Source organism: Kolteria novifilia, assembly GCA_007748055.1.
In the GTDB taxonomy this organism is placed as follows: domain Bacteria; phylum Planctomycetota; class Planctomycetia; order Kolteriales; family Kolteriaceae; genus Kolteria; species Kolteria novifilia.
In genome coordinates, this window is sequence record CP036279.1 from 499,239 (window position 1) to 515,494 (window position 16,256).

17 protein-coding genes are annotated in these 16,256 nt (G+C 58.6%); 5 read left to right on the forward strand and 12 right to left on the reverse strand.

Features of this window, described 5'->3' with window-relative positions; genetic code table 11:
• The first annotated feature begins 524 nt into the window (after positions 1 to 524).
• Both Pan216_RS01900 and Pan216_RS01905 read left to right on the forward strand, forming a co-directional pair.
• Positions 525 to 1,466 (forward strand): hypothetical protein, encoded by a 942-nt coding sequence (locus Pan216_RS01900; RefSeq protein ID WP_145254031.1) that lies wholly within the window; start codon positions 525 to 527, stop codon positions 1,464 to 1,466.
• 35 nt (positions 1,467 to 1,501) lie between these two features.
• Positions 1,502 to 3,013 carry a helix-turn-helix domain-containing protein gene (locus Pan216_RS01905; protein ID WP_145254034.1) on the forward strand — a complete coding sequence of 504 codons (1,512 nt, stop codon included), beginning with the start codon at positions 1,502 to 1,504 and terminating at the stop codon, positions 3,011 to 3,013.
• Between the two features lie 565 nt (positions 3,014 to 3,578).
• Here the strand turns inward: Pan216_RS01905 and Pan216_RS01910 are convergent.
• The gene (locus Pan216_RS01910; protein WP_145254037.1) at positions 3,579 to 4,268 is read right to left on the reverse strand and encodes a hypothetical protein; all 690 of its coding nucleotides are present in this window, start codon (positions 4,266 to 4,268) and stop codon (positions 3,579 to 3,581) included.
• A 745-nt stretch (positions 4,269 to 5,013) separates the two neighbouring features.
• On the opposite strand from Pan216_RS01910, the gene Pan216_RS01915 reads away from it, so the two are divergent.
• From Pan216_RS01915 to Pan216_RS01925, 3 genes are all read left to right on the forward strand, one after another.
• Positions 5,014 to 5,322 carry a hypothetical protein gene (locus tag Pan216_RS01915; protein WP_145254040.1) on the forward strand — a complete coding sequence of 103 codons (309 nt, stop codon included), beginning with the start codon at positions 5,014 to 5,016 and terminating at the stop codon, positions 5,320 to 5,322.
• A gap of 4 nt (positions 5,323 to 5,326) precedes the next feature.
• A complete protein-coding gene (locus tag Pan216_RS01920; protein ID WP_145254043.1) occupies positions 5,327 to 5,854 on the forward strand; it encodes a hypothetical protein in 528 nt (175 codons plus the stop codon).
• A gap of 916 nt (positions 5,855 to 6,770) precedes the next feature.
• Positions 6,771 to 7,976 carry a PrsW family glutamic-type intramembrane protease gene (locus Pan216_RS01925; protein WP_145254046.1) on the forward strand — a complete coding sequence of 402 codons (1,206 nt, stop codon included), beginning with the start codon at positions 6,771 to 6,773 and terminating at the stop codon, positions 7,974 to 7,976.
• Positions 7,977 to 8,260: 284 nt separating this feature from the next.
• On the opposite strand, the gene Pan216_RS27970 is transcribed toward Pan216_RS01925, so the two are convergent.
• The 11 genes from Pan216_RS27970 to Pan216_RS01975 form a co-directional block, all read right to left on the reverse strand.
• Positions 8,261 to 8,434, reverse strand: a complete 174-nt coding sequence (locus Pan216_RS27970; protein WP_419193160.1) for a hypothetical protein — start codon at positions 8,432 to 8,434, stop codon at positions 8,261 to 8,263.
• Positions 8,435 to 8,475: 41 nt separating this feature from the next.
• Positions 8,476 to 9,324: a RecB family exonuclease gene (locus Pan216_RS01930; RefSeq protein WP_145254049.1), complete on the reverse strand. Its 849-nt coding sequence runs from the start codon at positions 9,322 to 9,324 to the stop codon at positions 8,476 to 8,478.
• Positions 9,321 to 9,755, reverse strand: a complete 435-nt coding sequence (locus Pan216_RS01935) for a hypothetical protein (protein ID WP_145254052.1) — start codon at positions 9,753 to 9,755, stop codon at positions 9,321 to 9,323. The genes Pan216_RS01930 and Pan216_RS01935 overlap by 4 nt, the downstream gene beginning before the upstream one ends.
• 49 nt (positions 9,756 to 9,804) lie before the next feature.
• A complete protein-coding gene (locus tag Pan216_RS01940; RefSeq protein WP_145254055.1) occupies positions 9,805 to 11,199 on the reverse strand; it encodes a beta clamp domain-containing protein in 1,395 nt (464 codons plus the stop codon).
• 90 nt (positions 11,200 to 11,289) lie between these two features.
• The gene (locus tag Pan216_RS01945; protein WP_145254058.1) at positions 11,290 to 11,499 is read right to left on the reverse strand and encodes a hypothetical protein; all 210 of its coding nucleotides are present in this window, start codon (positions 11,497 to 11,499) and stop codon (positions 11,290 to 11,292) included.
• A gap of 166 nt (positions 11,500 to 11,665) precedes the next feature.
• Positions 11,666 to 12,295 carry a hypothetical protein gene (locus Pan216_RS01950; protein ID WP_145254061.1) on the reverse strand — a complete coding sequence of 210 codons (630 nt, stop codon included), beginning with the start codon at positions 12,293 to 12,295 and terminating at the stop codon, positions 11,666 to 11,668.
• 244 nt (positions 12,296 to 12,539) lie between these two features.
• Positions 12,540 to 12,842 carry a hypothetical protein gene (locus Pan216_RS01955; RefSeq protein ID WP_145254064.1) on the reverse strand — a complete coding sequence of 101 codons (303 nt, stop codon included), beginning with the start codon at positions 12,840 to 12,842 and terminating at the stop codon, positions 12,540 to 12,542.
• Positions 12,843 to 12,852: 10 nt separating this feature from the next.
• Entirely contained in the window at positions 12,853 to 13,797 is a 945-nt protein-coding gene (locus Pan216_RS01960) for a hypothetical protein (protein ID WP_145254067.1), read from the reverse strand.
• An 87-nt stretch (positions 13,798 to 13,884) separates the two neighbouring features.
• Positions 13,885 to 15,369 (reverse strand): AAA family ATPase, encoded by a 1,485-nt coding sequence (locus Pan216_RS01965; RefSeq protein WP_145254069.1) that lies wholly within the window; start codon positions 15,367 to 15,369, stop codon positions 13,885 to 13,887.
• A gap of 46 nt (positions 15,370 to 15,415) precedes the next feature.
• Positions 15,416 to 15,613 carry a DUF2997 domain-containing protein gene (locus Pan216_RS01970; RefSeq protein WP_145254072.1) on the reverse strand — a complete coding sequence of 66 codons (198 nt, stop codon included), beginning with the start codon at positions 15,611 to 15,613 and terminating at the stop codon, positions 15,416 to 15,418.
• The gene (locus tag Pan216_RS01975) at positions 15,610 to 15,978 is read right to left on the reverse strand and encodes a DUF1257 domain-containing protein (protein WP_145254075.1); all 369 of its coding nucleotides are present in this window, start codon (positions 15,976 to 15,978) and stop codon (positions 15,610 to 15,612) included. Before Pan216_RS01975 ends, Pan216_RS01970 begins: the two co-directional genes overlap by 4 nt.
• Positions 15,979 to 16,256 lie beyond the last annotated feature (278 nt).

Below are 16,256 nucleotides of genomic sequence, written 5' to 3' on the forward strand. Positions count from 1 at the left end.
TCGTTCCTACCCAGAGCACGAACCTGCACAAACCGCACGCATTCGACCGCTCGATCGCGATTGGAGATGATGAATGGCCGCGACGCTGCCGCACTCTCGACGGAAGCCTCCTTGCCGATTGCGGGAAGTGGGGCACCTCCAACATGGTCCGATGACCCTACGAAACGTCAACGCCTCCCACGCTCACGACAGGGACAAACACGCGATCCCCCAGTTGCTCCCGGAACATCGCGACCGGCCAAATCGCTCCCAATTCCGCTTCGGAAACCTTCTTCGACCCGACGATCGTGAAAACGACGCGATCATCGAGTCGAACGATTGACAACACATCAGACTCGCGCCTGTTGCCCTTCACCGAGACGGCGATCACTCATCTAAAACACGACGATTGACTCAGGCACATTCCATACCCCTTCGGCGAAATCGCCCTGCCGTCGCCAACTGCGCCAGACAGTGATCGCTGTACACCTATCGCGGCAACTGTGGCAAAATGGGCAACTATGCTCAACCGAGGAGGGTCTCCTGTGAACAAAACCAATGGCCAAGGTCGGCAACGTAATCGTGCTTCGGCAAAGAAGCCTAAAAAGACGCCACGCGAAGAACTTACGCGATGGCTGGAAATGATCGTCAAGCCTGGAGAAGTAACCGAACTCTTCGTCAAGGACGGAATCCGTGAGGGCCTGGACATCCGACCAAACTTCAGCGGCTTCTACGACTCTGACCACCTTAGCGAGCTGGTGAACGAAGCCGTCTCCTGGTCCGGAAACTGTGCCGGCGTTTACTTCCGAATGAACCCGGTCCTCCCTGCACTCTTGGCGCGATCGAAGAACCGGGTCCAACCATCACGCAGTGTCCAAGCTGCATCGAGAGATGACGTTGTTCGTCGCCGACTACTGATGATTGATGTCGATCCGATTCGGCCAAGCGGCATCTCAGCGAACGAAGAGGAACGGAAGGCGGCTGTGGAGGTTGCCCGCGCTATACTTAAACACCTGAAGAGCGAGGGGTGGCCACGTCACGCGACCGTTGACACAGGCAACGGTTACAGCATCTTCTTTGGGGTCGATCTTCCCCCTGACGACGAGGATTTGGTTCGGCGTGTCCTGAAGTCACTCGACAATCGATTCAGCACCGACAAGGCACTCGTCGACACGTCCGTCCACGACTCAGCCAGACTTGCTCGACTCCCGGGTACGAAGAACTGCAAAGGCGATGAAGTTGACGATCGCACACACAGAATCTGTCGCGTGCTCAAATGCCCAGACGGTGCACTGACTCCTGTGCCCAAGGAGCTGCTCGAAAGGCTCGCTGCCCAAGAGGTCGCACCGACCATTCCCGATAACCCTGAGGCCCAGCAAGTTGGTCGCGTACTGTCACAAGCTCTCGCCTACGTTCGCAAGATGCCCCCCGCAATCTCCGGCAAAAGGGCCACAACGCCACCTTCCGCGTGGCCTGCACGTTGGTGATCGACTTCGACCTATCGCCAGAAGAAGCTCTTCCGGTGATGCAGGAGTACAACCGGAGATGCAAACCACCTTGGAGCGACAGCGAGCTTCTGAGAAAGCTGAATGAAGCCGACCAATTCGACTCGCCAAGAGGGAGGCTAAGGCGTGGGAACGACGACGTCTCAAATTTTGCGGCAACCGTGGAACCGCTCGCCGGCGCCGAATTTCATGGGTACGTCCCTGACTTTGCTCACGCAGGAGGCTTGGACGTTCTGGGACACGTGAACTCCAGTTTCTTCACCAACGCACTTGCGGGGGCGAAGTACTACTTCGTCTGGCGGCTTCAACGAAGCGACGCTCACGTACCCGACGTATGGATCCGGCAATGCGTTTGGGGAGGGAATTGGCCTAAGAACTGGCGAGCGCGGTTGTATAGACAGTTTCGCAAGGCTCCACCGACTGCTCGTCCAATGCGGTGCACATTGGGCCGCGACCTCTGTCCGCTGTCAGGAACAAGTGTTCTGCACCAGCATTTCGATGATATAGGTATCAACAAATGGGGGGTGCTTGAGGGTTTCCGCGCTCCGCTGGACGAGGTATCTCTGACGCTGGGGAGCGACGACGATTTCGATGAAGAAGACCTAGAGGGTCTGTGCGACATGGATGACGAACTGCCAAGCCGGCGATTCTTGTGGCGTGATAGGAAGAACGCAGAGATTTACCAGCAATCCAGAAAAGACCAGCTTATCGTGGTAGCCTACTGCCCAGCATTGCTGTTTGGCGGGTCGAAGCATATCGCCTGGAGCGAAGCACAGCAACGGCTCCTACAGGGGATCGTCTACGAGTTGACCAGGCCTTCAAGTCGGGAGTCACGCGAGCATGTGATCACCGATGCTCTGGTCAACGAAGCCGGGGCCCGCGATGACCTCGTTCGCTGTCCACTACTGGATCGACAACAGAGGTACGTCGTATTTGGCGGAAACGGATCGCGACCAGGGCGAGGTTATCAGATCGTTGGCCGAACCTCTAAGGGTTGGCTACATCGAGCAGGTGTGCGGCACTCCATCCCAAAGGGATCGCCGACTCGCTTCGACGCCATCAAGAATTTCCTCGATGACCTTGATGTCCTTTCCACTGACCTGGATCTCACGGTTGTCGGCTATCACTCGACAAGGAACGAGTGGAAGGACTTGCCCGAGCTGAGATCATGCTTGCGACGTGGCTTCGGGAGAGATTGGCTGGACGAATGCGTGATAAGGATCTACGCGCCTGAGGACTGGCGGCTCCGCTGGAGGTATTTTTTCTCGAAGCGTTTGGGGTTTCGTTGGATACCGGAGTCAGCCAGCGACAAGGGCCCATTCATGAAGGCTGAACAGGAGACAACGGCGGACATCGGCGCCGCCGATGTCAAGCAGTGGCTTCGAGAAATTGGTTGGACTCAAAAGGATCTAGCGGATGCAATTGGTTGCTCTCTCAAGCGCGTCGTTCGCCACCTGTCCGGCGAACGAACGACGACTGGTTTCTACGACGATGTTTCGGTCATAATGAGTGAACTGAATGAGACCTAATCAGTCACTATCGAATGACAAAGAGACTGATTTAGTCATATCAAATCACCTTAGAGGACCCCATTAGTCACATTCTCAACAATCTATGTTCACCATTTCAAGGTGAATTGTAGCGTCCTACGACGCACTACAGAGACCCACATGGTGTAGTAATAGGCTCAGGTGACAGCTACGCTTGCCCCCTTCGCCTGGTAAAGAACAAACCAGGAGGAGGGGGGGACAAATCGGAGCCCAGAAGTGTTGACTGCGGTCGAAAAGGATGGCGCCTGCTTGGAGGTATACCCGAAAGTTGCATGGAGGCTGAAGGAGAGAGTACGAATGAGATTGGGGGCACCGGCGATGTGTCGCATCCTTGCCATTTGAGACCCGATCTTGCTTCTCACCCGAGGCCTTGTGGTGACCTGGACAACCCTAAGCGAGAAAGTAGCTACGAAGTCGTATGGGAAAGCGGCAACTGATCGACGGGTCACTGCCCAAAGTAGCGCGAACGCCCCCGAACAGATTGGGCCAATCGAACTCGTCATACTCTCGCGTGCCACAGGTGTTCCGCAGAAGATTCCCACACTCATCCGTCGCGATCTCGTAGCCTTTCGAGTCGCGTACCGATCTGGCTCCTCAGACGGTCGAGGTGATCGGAAATCGTGAGAAACTCTTCACGGACCGGCTTCGTGAGCCGTCTGGAACCGGCTATGGGCATCTGCTTCGAGTCGGTTTGCTCCAGCTCAGACTTGAAGCGAATCCACGTCACGCAGAGCCGCTTGATCTCGTGGAGGATCTCCGCCTCGCTCGTCCAGTCCAAGCGGCGATTCCTTCCGACACGGGTCGAGACCTTGCGAGGGTCGAGCATGAGACGGACACGACGTTTCAACTCGGCAACTCCCCACCGGTCGCGGATGGCGGACTTTGCGACGTCGTTGCGTTCTCGTCTGCCGGGAAGTCGGCTCAACTCGACAAGGAACGTCGGTCCCCAGGCCCTACTCGACGCTCTACACCGTTCGCAAATCGTCCCGAGTTCCTTTTCGGAGATTCTGTTGGCCATCGCGCGGTACTTCCTCAGGCGTTCGGCAATCGACGCGTTCCCGTCGGCCACCTCTTTCATCGCTCCGTACCCGGCGAACATGCCGACTTCGCCGATCAGCTCTCGACCCTGTTTCCAGGCATCCCACATCCTCTTGTTGCCCTTCTTGACATCCTCGGGACTATCGTCGCGTCGCTTCCTCGTCGAATCAGGCGGTCGGGTATTCCCCTTCGGCATGGTTGCTCCAATCATCGCTTGGCCATCGGACTCTGGTCCGCATCCCGTGGAGTTCCGGAGTATTTCGTATCCAAACCGGGTGAGCAAACGTAAAAAACAGTTCTTGCATGTGACCCATGGTCATCGCGGAGGACGCGACGGCGCGGATGAGAGCCTCGTCGATCTCGCTGCTCTCGCTGTTCAGCCCTTTCAACGAGTCACGGATCAGTCGAAAGCGGTGGTCGTCGACGCGCCCTCTTTTCGCCGCAACGGAGTTTCAAGCGTCCCCGGGCAATGGAAGGATTGGTCTCCAGACCGTCTGTTGGCCGATGGGTGATTGCCGCGTGTACCCCAAAACGCGTGACGAGCCGTCGTCCAGCACCCTCGCTGGCCTTCCTGTCTGGGATCAATTCCGGTAGGCTACACATGGCACCGTGAGCCTTTAATTCAAAAAGTGGTTTTTGAATGTATCGGCCGTTGTGCCTTGTGCGAGGACGGCACTCCGAAGTGACAATGAAGCCCGTTGGCCGTGCGACATGTTCCAGCGGATTCACTGGAGCGAATCGGTGATCGCGTGGAGTTCACGAGGACCGTTGAGCGATGACGGGCATTCCATTGATGCGACGTCCCGATCGTCGCCCCTCTGAACAATGGGCCCGACATTCTCAGGGAAGAATGACGTGATCTCTTCATCGTACCCAGTCTGTCCCGACGCGGCTGGGGAATCGAGAAATCTGTCGAGCAAGCTAAAGGAAGTGATTCGCTCATGAGTTGGGACAGGAAGGAGAACGGACGCAAGTACTACTACCGCAATCGGCGTGACGAGAACGGTCGTGCGGTGAAGGAGTATGTCGGGCAAGGTCGGCGAGCGGTTCAAGCCGAACGGGAGGACCAAGAGGCTCGGCTTCAGAGGCTTCAGGTTAAACAGCAGTGGCAAACGATCTTCGATGAGTTGGATGACGTCAACAGGCCCGTCAAGGAACTCGTCGCGATCAACACGCTGCTGATGCGGGCCGTCCTCATCGTGAACGGATTCTATTTGCATCGTGGTCATGAGTGGCGACGAAGGAGGTGAGATCATGTCAAAGACTAGAAAAGGCAAGCGCCCGAGCGACAAAGGGTTCAAAACGGTCGGTGACGCCGCCAAAGCCGCCAACGCTGGCGACCGGGAAGCATTGGAGGAGCTGCGGCAATTTCTGGATGAGAACCCGTCGATCTGGCAGCAGGCCGAGAACGTGGCTCAGATGGCCGAGAGTAGCTTGATCAGACTCGTCGCGAGAAATGACGCGCTTTCCGCGGAGGTCGTGAAACGGCAGGTCGACGAACTGAAGACGGACCTCCTTGGGGGCTGTACGTCGGTCGTCGAGAGAATGCTCGTGGACACGGTCGTCGCCACCTGGCTTGAGTTGCACTACTTACGGATCGTGAACACGTCCAATCCGAAAAGAAGTGTCACCCAAGGGAATCAGATGCTGAAGTGGATCGAGTCCGCACAGCGGCGGCACTTCACTGCCCTGAAGGAGTTGACACAGATTCGCAAGCTCCTGCCGAACCCGTCGGCGAGCCCCGATCTTCGGATCTTCACTGGCGAACGAAAGACGGCGTGACGCCATCCAAGATCCACGCTTGGAACGAGAATGCATCGGAGCCCGACTCGTCGCAGTAAACGACCCTGGGAGCCGAAACGCGCAACGTCGCCCTATCGCGAGCGTCGGGACACTCGTCCCGACATCCTACCCTTTCTCGGCCGACAGTCGTCTTGCCGGTGGCAAGAAAGACCTCTAGGGCGTAAGATGCAGTTGTCCCTGGGGCTCCAGTCCGCTCCAGGGTTTCTTCTTGAAGGACTGGTCCAAAGGAGAATGAGAGCAAATGTGTGCCGGGGATGACACCCGGCAATGACAATTTGAACGACGCGCGAGCGTCAAGAGACTGCTTCATCCCAAAACCGCCAACCTGAGCCCTTGGGCTCTTGAAAGTACAGAGGCAGTGCTTGAGCCGCGCCCCCGTCTGGGGGCGCTGGCCGGGTACTGTTCTGTGCGCCCCTTGGCGGGGGTGGGATGAGCGGGCTTGGTCCAGCGTCCTCTTTTTTGCGCTAGACCAGAACCTCTTGACCGTCGCCGCCTGCTCAAGAGGGTCTGCACGTGAATTTCCCACTTATCCCCATCCGCATCGAGCCGCTTGTCTGGTCGTGCGCCATCGTTTCTGTGGTGTGCCGTGCCAGTCTCAAAACACGTCGGATAGTCCGATCAGCAGTGAGACACAACTCTAGTGGTTCGAGACCCTCGATCGAGGCAGCGGGATCCAGTCGTCGCAATCCGCTTCTTGTCATCGCTGGTCGAGAGGTTCGAATTGGAGCTGCCGCTAGTCGCAAGAGCTCTCGTCCCTTGTCACTGTCAATCGAGTCTCTCGCCAGCGACTACGGGCGATTGTTCGGAATCGGCCAGCGTTTCATCTCTCGGGTCACCAACGGTCTCGTGTTGGGCCATTCCTCTGTACCGTCGCACAAACTCAAAGGAGGTAAGAATGATTGAAGCAGGTCAGTTTCTCAGCAAGCCCGGATCTGTACTTGGTTTCCTGTCTGGATTCGGGATCGTCGGTATAGGGCTTGCGATGTGGACGCTCATGACACTCCGATCACGCTACGTCGACAAACTGGTTCCGGGCCTCGGCGCTTTCGGCTACCTCAAAGGAATAGGACTGGCAGCTTCCATTAGCATTGGCCTTACGCTAGTGCTGCAAACCCTCTCTCTCTTGCTCTTGAGCACGACGGCTCATGTGGCAAGCGCGGACACCAGCCAAGTCGCAAAGATGAGTGGATTTCAGACAATTGTCAGGAGCGCGGGCCCTACTGTGGCGAAGAACGTCGCAACGGCCGCTCAACGCAGCAGAGGTCTTGCTGTTGTTCTGATGATCATCTCAACTGTCTTTGTATTGTTGCTCGTCGTGGGAGCTGGATACGCGTTCACCGCCTTGGACATGTCCTTTCTGGGGCACTTTGCCGCGTTCTCCGCAGGCGTGGGTCTGGTTGAGGAGTTCTCCAAGGCGATAGCAGGACTAGCCATACTTTACTTGATCGTTCCTAAGGGCTCCAACCTCACTCAGAAGGAGTTCGAGTGGAGGGTTCTGGGATCGTTTGGTATTGCTGGTCTCGGCTTTGGTTTCGGAGAGGCGCTGCACTACTTCGAAATCTATTCGCAATGGGGATGCGGAATTGACATGTACGCTCTTCGGGCTATCTGGTGCGTGACCCTTCATGGCGCGTGGACGCTCATCGTCGGACAACTCCTTCTCATGTTCTACCCAGATCTTCCCAAAAACTGTGCAGAAGTGGAGGAGGTCTTTGCCAATTCCGCACCTCAAACGGCGAACGAGGTCGGCAAACAGGAGGACGAAGAAGTCGACAAACGGGACGGCGAGGTTTCCTCAACATGTCCACGATGCGGCTGGTCCTATGCCTGGGATGGCCAGCATTGCGGCCACTGCAAACCAGGATCAATTAAAGTCAACGAAGCTAGTGGGCCAACTGGAGCTGAGAAGGTTAGTGGATGGGCGTTCATGATCTTGCTTGCATGCTTACCATCGCTCCTTCTCCATGCTCTCTACAACACCTGTTGTTTGCATGAAAGTGACTTCATGTGGGTGGTTGGGGGCGGAACAATACTGATTGCGGTGGCAATCATCTATGCCAATACCGAACCATCAAACGTCGAAGCTGCCACCCGAGAGTGAACTCGTCCATTGAAGGTCTTCACTTCCACATCAACGGTCCAGCAGCTTTGGGGATTGGGCTTGCGAAACAATCTTGTTCCGTGGTTGGAGCGGCGGATAAATATCGAGCTTCCTCCGTCTTGTAGCCAGTTCCTACTCCCCGCCTGATAGGTAAAAAAAGGTCCAAAGAACTGGTGAGAAAAGTGACCAGGCTGGGCACCCGACGGCGGTCTCCACGGAGGAGGCCGCCATCGGGCACGGATCTGGTGTCACACAGCGAAGAACTTGTGAGGGCAACAGCCTCCCTAACGTCGACGCGATCGGATTCTGATATCTCCGGACAGGAACGACGTGCCGGCAAGGACGATGGCCAGCAGCAGGAAGACGATCCAACTTCTCGTCAAGAGAGCGAAGACGCCGGCGATGAGCACGATGCCCTGAATGGTCGCCGCGTTGAGTTTGTTTCTTGCATTCGTCATGGGGACTCCATCGCGAGGTTTCGGTTCATCGGTTCATCGGTTCATCGGTTCATCGGTTCGATCGCGGACCATCGGCGACACGGTGCCCGGTACGGACAGGAGCCACAAGCGATCGGCGAAGGAGACGGAAAGAAGTGCCCGGCCTCGATGGCCTTCCAAACGCGCTCGACGATCCGACGCGTGCGAGTAAGGCGGTCGGCGTCGATGCTCACGGGGCAACGCTCCGCAACCGGCTTGGTGGTCTTGGTGATCACAGCAAATGCAAGCCGAAGTCTCTTGCCTGGCGCAAGCTCCTTGGCAAGCTCGGAGTAGAGCAGAAGTTGTTCGCCGGCGTCCTCGGCTTGATGGGTGGACCAGCGACTCTTCGCCGTCTTGAAGTCGGTCACGATCAGCGAGTCGCTGGTTTCGGTCAAGAGGTCGACGCGTGCCAGGAGATCGGGAACACCGGGGAGCAACGCACCGCGAAGTTCCTCCTCAATGCCGATGATCGTCCCCAGCGGGTTGGCGAGGTCACTCTGCTTGAACGCCGACAGGACCCGTAGAGCAAGCTTTCGGACGGCTTCCAGATCCTCGTTCTTCGCGAAGACGATCTCGGCTTCCTCGTTGCGGTCCCGCCAGGCGCCCCAGAACGCTTCCAGCAAGTCGTCGAGTCCGGGGCTCGAACTCCCGGCCATCAGCTCGTTGAAGTGGTGCTCGAAGCAAGCATGGATCGCTGCCCCGAAGACCAGGCTCGACGAGACAGTCTCTTCCGGCAGCCCCTCGATGTACTTGAAGTAGTAGCGAAGAGAGCACTGCCGGTAGGTGTTGATCGCACTCCAAGAGACGTAGTCGCGACCGGTGACGCGCTGACCTTCAACGCGTCGTGGTGATTCCATGAGGGCCGTGATCATCGACGCCCTCCGTTGGCCCTCGCGTTCTTGATGGCGTCGATCAGCTCGCTCGCCTGCCCGATGCCAAGCATGTCCGCTCGTTCGACGCCGAAGCGATCGCGGAGTTCCCCCTTGAGGTCAATCCCCTGCCGGTCGGCAATGGCATGGATTGCCCGGAGTTGACTCAGAGTCGCCTGTCGTCCGTTGCTATGGCCGTTGGTCGACCTGGTCGTCCCGTTGGAACGGTCGCCGTTTGGGCCACCGTGGCCGTTGAGTTCCTCGTCGACGGAGGCCCTCGCCATCTGAAACAGTTGCCGGACGCGTTGCCGCAATCCTTCATGGTCGCCGATGAGAGCCGACTCCACCTCCAGTTCGAGATGAACGGAAGCGCCGCGGCTGCCGTAGTTGGCCTCGCCGACTTTGCGGCTGAGGCCGATGTTGAGTTTCAACATGGTTGTTCCCTTTGAATGCGAAACAATCGAAACGCCTGGGGCAGCGATGTCAGGCGTCAATGCCCCGCAACTGCCGCAAGGACATGACGGCGGAGCGTAGGATCTTCGATTGCTTTCGTTGCTTCTTGAGCCCGGCGATCAACACGTAGGTGTCGGCCAAGGCTTGCCGTAGCGAACCCTTGAGGGCCTCCGCCGCTTCGAGCATGTCGTTGACGCTTTGTTGATCGGCCGTCTCTTCGTGCTTCTCGGACGACTGGCTGTTGGACTTGATCATCGAAGTGTTTCTTTCCGTTGACTGGGGTTGGTTGGCTTGAGTAGATCGCTTCGTGTCGCGCGTCGGGGACTCGATTCGAATCGCGTCCGTAGAGGAACTCACGAGCCCGTACGTGCCGAGCGAGGCCCAGACGTAGATCCGATCCTCATCCTGGCAACAGATGGGCGCTTCCTGGTCCACGACGCCGATTCTCCGAAAGCCAAGCCGTGCGGCCCGGCGAAGGTGTTCACGATGCGTTGACCAACTGATGGCGTCCCCGTCGCGGCGCGAATTGGTCAGCACGATCTCCGTCGGTTGTGCGTCTCCGGCTCCCTGGGAACGGATCGCGACGGAGCCGTTCAGGTCGACGGTCACCGGGGAGTTTGATGCATCGTTACCCGGAAGTCGCTCGACCGCTTCGGCCAGGAACGCCGCGTCGCCATCCGCGAGCAGGAGTGCCGAAGCGTTCGTTCGATTGGGAGTGAGCAGGTCGCCTAGTTTGGGGAAGCGAGCAGTCTTGGCGACGTGGCCCCAGAGCGTCCAAGGCCCCGAACGGATCACGACCCAGTCCTCTTTCGTGCCGATCTGGACGGTCTCGTGCCCACCAAGGTCGGAGGATGCGAACAGACGATTCGCAGGAATCAGAAGGTCGTCGTCCCATGGGAACGAAAAGCCGCCCTGGGCGAGCAACTGTCTCCCGTCGGTCGCGACGACCTGGCCACGGTCTCCGCGAAGCTGGAGATGATCGAGTGCGTAGCGCGTGTTCTCATCACTGGCGACGGCCACTGCTTCCCGCAACGCATCGAGCAGGTGGGACGAATTGGACTCCATTTGATCCGGAAGCGGCGGAAAGTCTTCAGCATCTTTCAACGGGAATCGAACCGACTGGGGAACTCTCGACGCGATCCACTGCAAGACGACTTCCCGATCGGTTGTCGTCAGGGTGACTTCCTCGCTCTTTGGCCCCTCGCACTGTTTCAATGCCTCGAACGGCAGGGCGAACCGGTGGGCCTCGAAAGTCCCGGGCATGTGAAACGCGATGGCGCATCGGTCGTTCTTCGCCCGAACAAAGATACCCCGATCGCCTGTTTGGACCTGAACTGAGGGAACGTGCTTCCGAACCTTGGCTCCGAGGCCGCGAGCGAAAGCGATACGTAGACGACGAACAAGCGATCGCGAGATAGTGATCAAGCTGATTCTCCTTGAAGGGAATTGGTGCTATGGGGAAGGCCCCGACCGGATTGGCCGGGGCACTGGCAGGTGAACGTAGGGGAGAACCACCTAGCGAACGTTCGACGGCTGCTCGACGACGGCGATCATTCGCTCCAGGCCGACGTTGTCCCAGTCGAGCAATCGAACCGGGAAATCATCCGGCTCCGGATCGAAGTCGATCTCCATGGGATCGGCCAGGCTGAAGCCGAGATGCTTGATCTCTCGAATGTCTTCGCCGGTGGCCTGGGCCACGAGCCGGTCGAGTTGGTGCTGAGTCATTTGCGTTGCTCCTAGCGAGAGAAGAAACGCCGCCCCGACGTGGAGCGGCGAAGAAGATCACCGCCCCTGCTGGGGGCACAGAGAATAGACCAGTGTCTGCGTCGGACTCGCTTTATGGTCCGATCGACATCACTGGAGTCGGGCTATCGGTCGATGGGACCGAGAGTCAACGGACGGGAACGTCGTTGCGTGCGCCGGAGTTCTGGAAACGTTCCCAATTGGCGTGAAGCTCGCGGCGCAATTGGGAAATCCGGCCAGCCGACAAGTGGACGAGTCTGGCGACTTCGTTCGTGGAATTCCCGGTCATGAGGAAATCAGCGATCCGCCTGTTGCACGTCGGGAGTTGCAAGAGCCACGCCGCAAAGTCGATCCGAAACGCGGCCTGATTGGGTACCGGAGTGCAGCGGTCCGCCACGAGCACTTCCAGCCACTGTCGAACGCCCCCATCGAACCGATCGAGGCGTTCGACGGCGAAGCCACCCTTGCACTGAGCCCGCCGGGACAGAACATCGTGCGTGTTTGCCGGTGTGGCCGCCTTGCGACCATCTCGGACTTGTGCGACAGCGAATCTTGCAAGGACTGATGGATAGGCACGGTCGATCTCGCCTCGCTCGACAAGCCGGGCAAACGCGACGAAGGCGAGGACGACCATCTCCTGCATGGCCTCTTCCCGTTCCTCGCTTCTCAGACAGCGGAAGGCGAATTCGCCGTAGCGCCGAATCACCGGCAGGAAGAACACGAACTGACGTCGCCAAGGAACTCTTTGGCGAGCACTTGGAGGTAATCGTGCGACCATGGGGACGATCTCCTTGATGAGTGAGACCGCCTTCGCGGGGCGGTCATGTTGGGAAAACAGAACCACCCGGCGATAGCTCGCGAGCGACCAATGAGCCGAGAAATTGTGGGGGGAGAAAGCTTGTCGTTTGATGCCGCGAGGGCAATTTCGTGGCCGGTTAGCGACCGAATGGGGCTTCCACACTGGCATTTGACGTCGCGAAGATGACGTTAACCCGAGAAAAACGAACGATGGAGGCGCGACTTTAGAGGTGAATTTCGAGCAAATACTTCTCCAACCACTCACGTTCGGCGCCCAAAGCCTCAGATCGGCTGGCAAAGGGGCCAAGAATGGGGCCTCTCACCGGTGACAAGTCCATTTGCAACCACGGTTCTTGCATCTCAGCCACATGCGCAACAGCCGGCGACAAGTCCGAATACCACTGCGCTTCCCTTGTTGGCTCAACGTGTGATCCTCGGCGAATGGAAAGCCGGCCAAGCTCCTGGAGGTTCAGTTCTTCGTCGTAGAGGCAGCGGATTGTTCCGCATCGATCAATGAATAGTTGCATCGTTGTTCCTTCATTTGGGACGTCGGAGGATGTTCCTGCGAGGGCGATCGACAAGCAAACCATCGAGCGTCGAGCCCACTCCCGAGAGCTGTGTCGCGACTTCGGCCCTCAGCGAGGCGTTGTCACGAAGGGACTGAGGCTCGATGCCCCGGATGACCCGTTCGGCATTCGCGACCACCTCATCAAGCTGGTCGTTGCTGCGAATATTGAGCCGCCGGAAACGCTCGAAGAACTCCGTCAGATTGTCGATCGCACTGTCGCGAAAGACCTTGGGCTTGCCGTCAGCCTGTCCACTCAGTCGTTCGCTGAGATGATCGACCAGCTTCGACAGTTCGTCGAGAAACGCTTGCTCGGCGAGCTGAACCGCCTCATCGAACCGCGTCCGGACCCGATCGCACTCCTGCTGATAGAGTTCGGGGTTGAGCTGCCGCAAGTAGGCCGGCGGCTCCACCGACGGGAAGTCGTGTTCGATCGCGAACGAACCGACCAATGTCGCGGGATAGTCCGAGACATCGAAGAGATCGCCGAGACGCTCTTGGGCGGCCCGTCGAAGCTCGTCATAGTGGCGGTCGAGCTCAGCCACGGCATCGTCGAGTTCCTCCCGGAACATCGCGATCTGGTTGTCGAAATCGGCGATCGCGTCCTGGCGGATCAGTCGAACGCCCGGTTCGGGAAAGGGAAGCGACACTCCCTTCCAATAGGCCACTGCCCGACCTCGAATCGCGGTCACCGCCTTGAACGCCGGATGCGAGGTGTCGAGCAGCTTCTTGCCGGCCGAAAGGTACTTTCCTTCAGCGCCAAACGAGTCCGCCGCCTGGTTCTTCTGGGCCGACGTCAACGATTTGCGAACACCGAGCCAGGTGAAGCTGAGGCGAGCGGCAGCCATGGTCGTACGGAGTCGCTCGGCGGTCGACGTGTTCTGCTGCGATCGCGGTTCATCGAGCAAACTGGTCATGCTTGTTACTCCCAAAAGCAAACGAGCCGGTCGACGACCGCATGGTCATCCTCCGGCTCCTACTGAGAAACAGAATGTTGCGAGGATTCAGTTCATGGATGGATCAGGACCCACTCGGTCGCGTGATCGCTTCGAGCGACGCCCATGCTCGTACACCCCAGGCCTGCTAGCGCTGAGACAACGACCACTCGCCCAAGTCCGAATTCGATCGACGGACTCGGCGGCGGTGACCGCCACGGGCACGACATTCTGGGCCGCCTGGACGAGGGGCAAGTCGAGCAATACCGACAATCGGCAACACGACCTGATCTCCGCTCCGGTCCAGTTGGTGTCATCCGGCCTCCGTTGGTCGCGACCGATCTCGAAAAGATCGAGGTAGATCTCCCAGATGGCGTCCTTCTCTTCCCTGCTGGGCAGGTCGAGAAAGAAGACACCGTCGAAGCGTTCCGACCGCGAGAACTCCGGCGGCAGCTTCGTCACATCGTTGGCCGTGCAGACGACGAAGACGTCCGACTCGTGATCATTGAGCCACGAGAGGAAGGTTCCGAACATCCGCGACGAGACCCCGGAGTCGCCGTTTCCGTGGAGACCGGAAAATGCTTTGTCTAGCTCGTCGATCATCACCACGCAGGGAGCCATGGCGTCGATGATCCGAAGGGCACGACGCGTCCGTTCTTCGGACTGACCGACCAGCGAACCCATGAGGCTGCCGACATCGAGCGTGAGGACCGGCCGCCCGACTTCCTTGCCGAGGGCCTTGCAGAATTGCGACTTGCCGCAACCTGGCGGCGAAAGCAACAGCACCCCACGCGGTCGCCTCCGCGGATCGGCGTCACTCCGCCGAAGCAGCGCTCGCTTGCAGAAGTCCTTGAGCGCGGCAAGCCCTCCTAGACCACTGAAGTCCTCACTGCCTTGGTGAAGCGAAAGGAGCCCTCCCTTCCTGAGCGTCTGCGTCTTCAATTCCCACACCGTGCTGGCCGTGATTCGCTGTTGCCGAACGAGCGACAGACTGAACGCGTTCTCGGCTTCCATTCGCGTCAGACCGGCGGCGGCGTCTAGCACCATTTCCAACTCGGGTCCGTCGGGCAGCTCGCCTTCCTCCGTGGCAATGCCTCTCGCAATCTCTTCAAGCTGTTCCCGGCTCGGGTGGTCGTGCTCGATGACGACGAACTTCTTCTGGAGTTCGATCGGGATCTCCACGATCGGCGAAAGGACCACGACGATTGTCCGGTTCTGCTTGCCGTCGATGATCTGTCGCGTCAGCGCTTGGATGACCTCGGCGGATTCGATGAAGCGATGAAAGTTCTCCAGCACCAGGATCGCCGTGCCGTCCGCTGTCGCCAACGAACGGACGGCTCGGATTGCCGTCAAGGGATCGCTGCTGGGAATCTCGGCATCGGGTTGCCCGGGGCTGCTCAGCCCGGCTTCGATGTTCCAGATGGCAAGCTGCCATTGCTCGTCGCGGCACAGTTGGGCGATCTCCGCGAGAGCATCCTGGTGCTCATGGGATTCGATCCAAATGCCCGTGAAGCACGCTCGCACGTACTCATCAAGGCGATGACGTAAACTCACGTCCGCTCTCCTCTGAATGATGGTCGTTGGGATTGGAGAACCTGAGTCAGCCGCGTTGTTGACTCGTTCGTTGCTGACAGGCTCGCTGCTGATGGAACTCGGCGGTCACGTGCTCGGCCGTTCGTTGACCCAGTCCCTTCTCGATGAACTCACTGGCTTGGCGGCACTCGCTGCCCGAGAAGCCCTTCGTCTCCACACGAGTCTGGCCATTGGGTTCGACAATGATCTCGATCGTCTTGCTCATGCAGCACCTCCCAGCCGAACGGTTAACTTGACCGCGCCGTTGGCCAGCACTTGTTCGGTGACGCTATGCCCCTTCTTGCGGGCCTCGATCGTGGCCTTCTCGATCGCATACGCCTGAAGAAACCGATCGAGCTGCGTCTGGTCGCCCCAACGCCCCCCGAAGTTGTCAAATCGAACCTGCCCGCTTGCCAGATCACACACGACCGGATACTGCCAGCCGTCCAGTTGAATGCCCAGTCCCTCCACAAGGCCGCCGAAGAGCTCGAATGAGCCCTGGACGGGCTCTGGCAGCCCCAGCCGTCTGCACGCGGCACAGGCCGCCACAGCGTCTCTCACCTCCGTCTCGATCTCCACGATGTGCGACATGATGAACCTCCTCGTTTTCTGGTGAACACCAAGCTTCTCGCACCGGCAAGAAACGACGAAAGCCCTGCCACGTACCTCAACAGCAGAGGACGTCTCAGGGCTTTTCAATCGTTGGAATCCGCCTTCCAAGAGCTAACGCCGGCGCACTCAAGTATCTTGCCACCAAACAGGCTGAAATTTAGGTCGCCGGGACGGTTGCGGAAGGCGGCGCTGGACCAGATCTGTCCGATCAAGCTGATAGGCTTGATTTCGTGCTTGCCGGAGATTCCGACACGAAA

Bases quoted from the DNA above. Each gene is read 5' to 3' on its own strand.
- Pan216_RS01975 (WP_145254075.1), bottom strand. From the start codon at position 15,978: ATGTCGCACATCGTGGAGATCGAGACGGAGGTGAGAGACGCTGTGGCG.
- Pan216_RS01915 (WP_145254040.1), top strand. From the start codon at position 5,014: ATGAGTTGGGACAGGAAGGAGAACGGACGCAAGTACTACTACCGCAAT.
- Pan216_RS01935 (WP_145254052.1), bottom strand. From the start codon at position 9,755: ATGTTGAAACTCAACATCGGCCTCAGCCGCAAAGTCGGCGAGGCCAAC.
- Pan216_RS27970 (WP_419193160.1), bottom strand. From the start codon at position 8,434: ATGACGAATGCAAGAAACAAACTCAACGCGGCGACCATTCAGGGCATC.
- Pan216_RS01945 (WP_145254058.1), bottom strand. From the start codon at position 11,499: ATGACTCAGCACCAACTCGACCGGCTCGTGGCCCAGGCCACCGGCGAA.
- Pan216_RS01960 (WP_145254067.1), bottom strand. From the start codon at position 13,797: ATGACCAGTTTGCTCGATGAACCGCGATCGCAGCAGAACACGTCGACC.
- Pan216_RS01925 (WP_145254046.1), top strand. From the start codon at position 6,771: ATGATTGAAGCAGGTCAGTTTCTCAGCAAGCCCGGATCTGTACTTGGT.
- Pan216_RS01930 (WP_145254049.1), bottom strand. From the start codon at position 9,324: ATGATCACGGCCCTCATGGAATCACCACGACGCGTTGAAGGTCAGCGC.
- Pan216_RS01970 (WP_145254072.1), bottom strand. From the start codon at position 15,613: ATGAGCAAGACGATCGAGATCATTGTCGAACCCAATGGCCAGACTCGT.
- Pan216_RS01955 (WP_145254064.1), bottom strand. From the start codon at position 12,842: ATGCAACTATTCATTGATCGATGCGGAACAATCCGCTGCCTCTACGAC.
- Pan216_RS01920 (WP_145254043.1), top strand. From the start codon at position 5,327: ATGTCAAAGACTAGAAAAGGCAAGCGCCCGAGCGACAAAGGGTTCAAA.
- Pan216_RS01950 (WP_145254061.1), bottom strand. From the start codon at position 12,295: ATGGTCGCACGATTACCTCCAAGTGCTCGCCAAAGAGTTCCTTGGCGA.
- Pan216_RS01910 (WP_145254037.1), bottom strand. From the start codon at position 4,268: ATGCCGAAGGGGAATACCCGACCGCCTGATTCGACGAGGAAGCGACGC.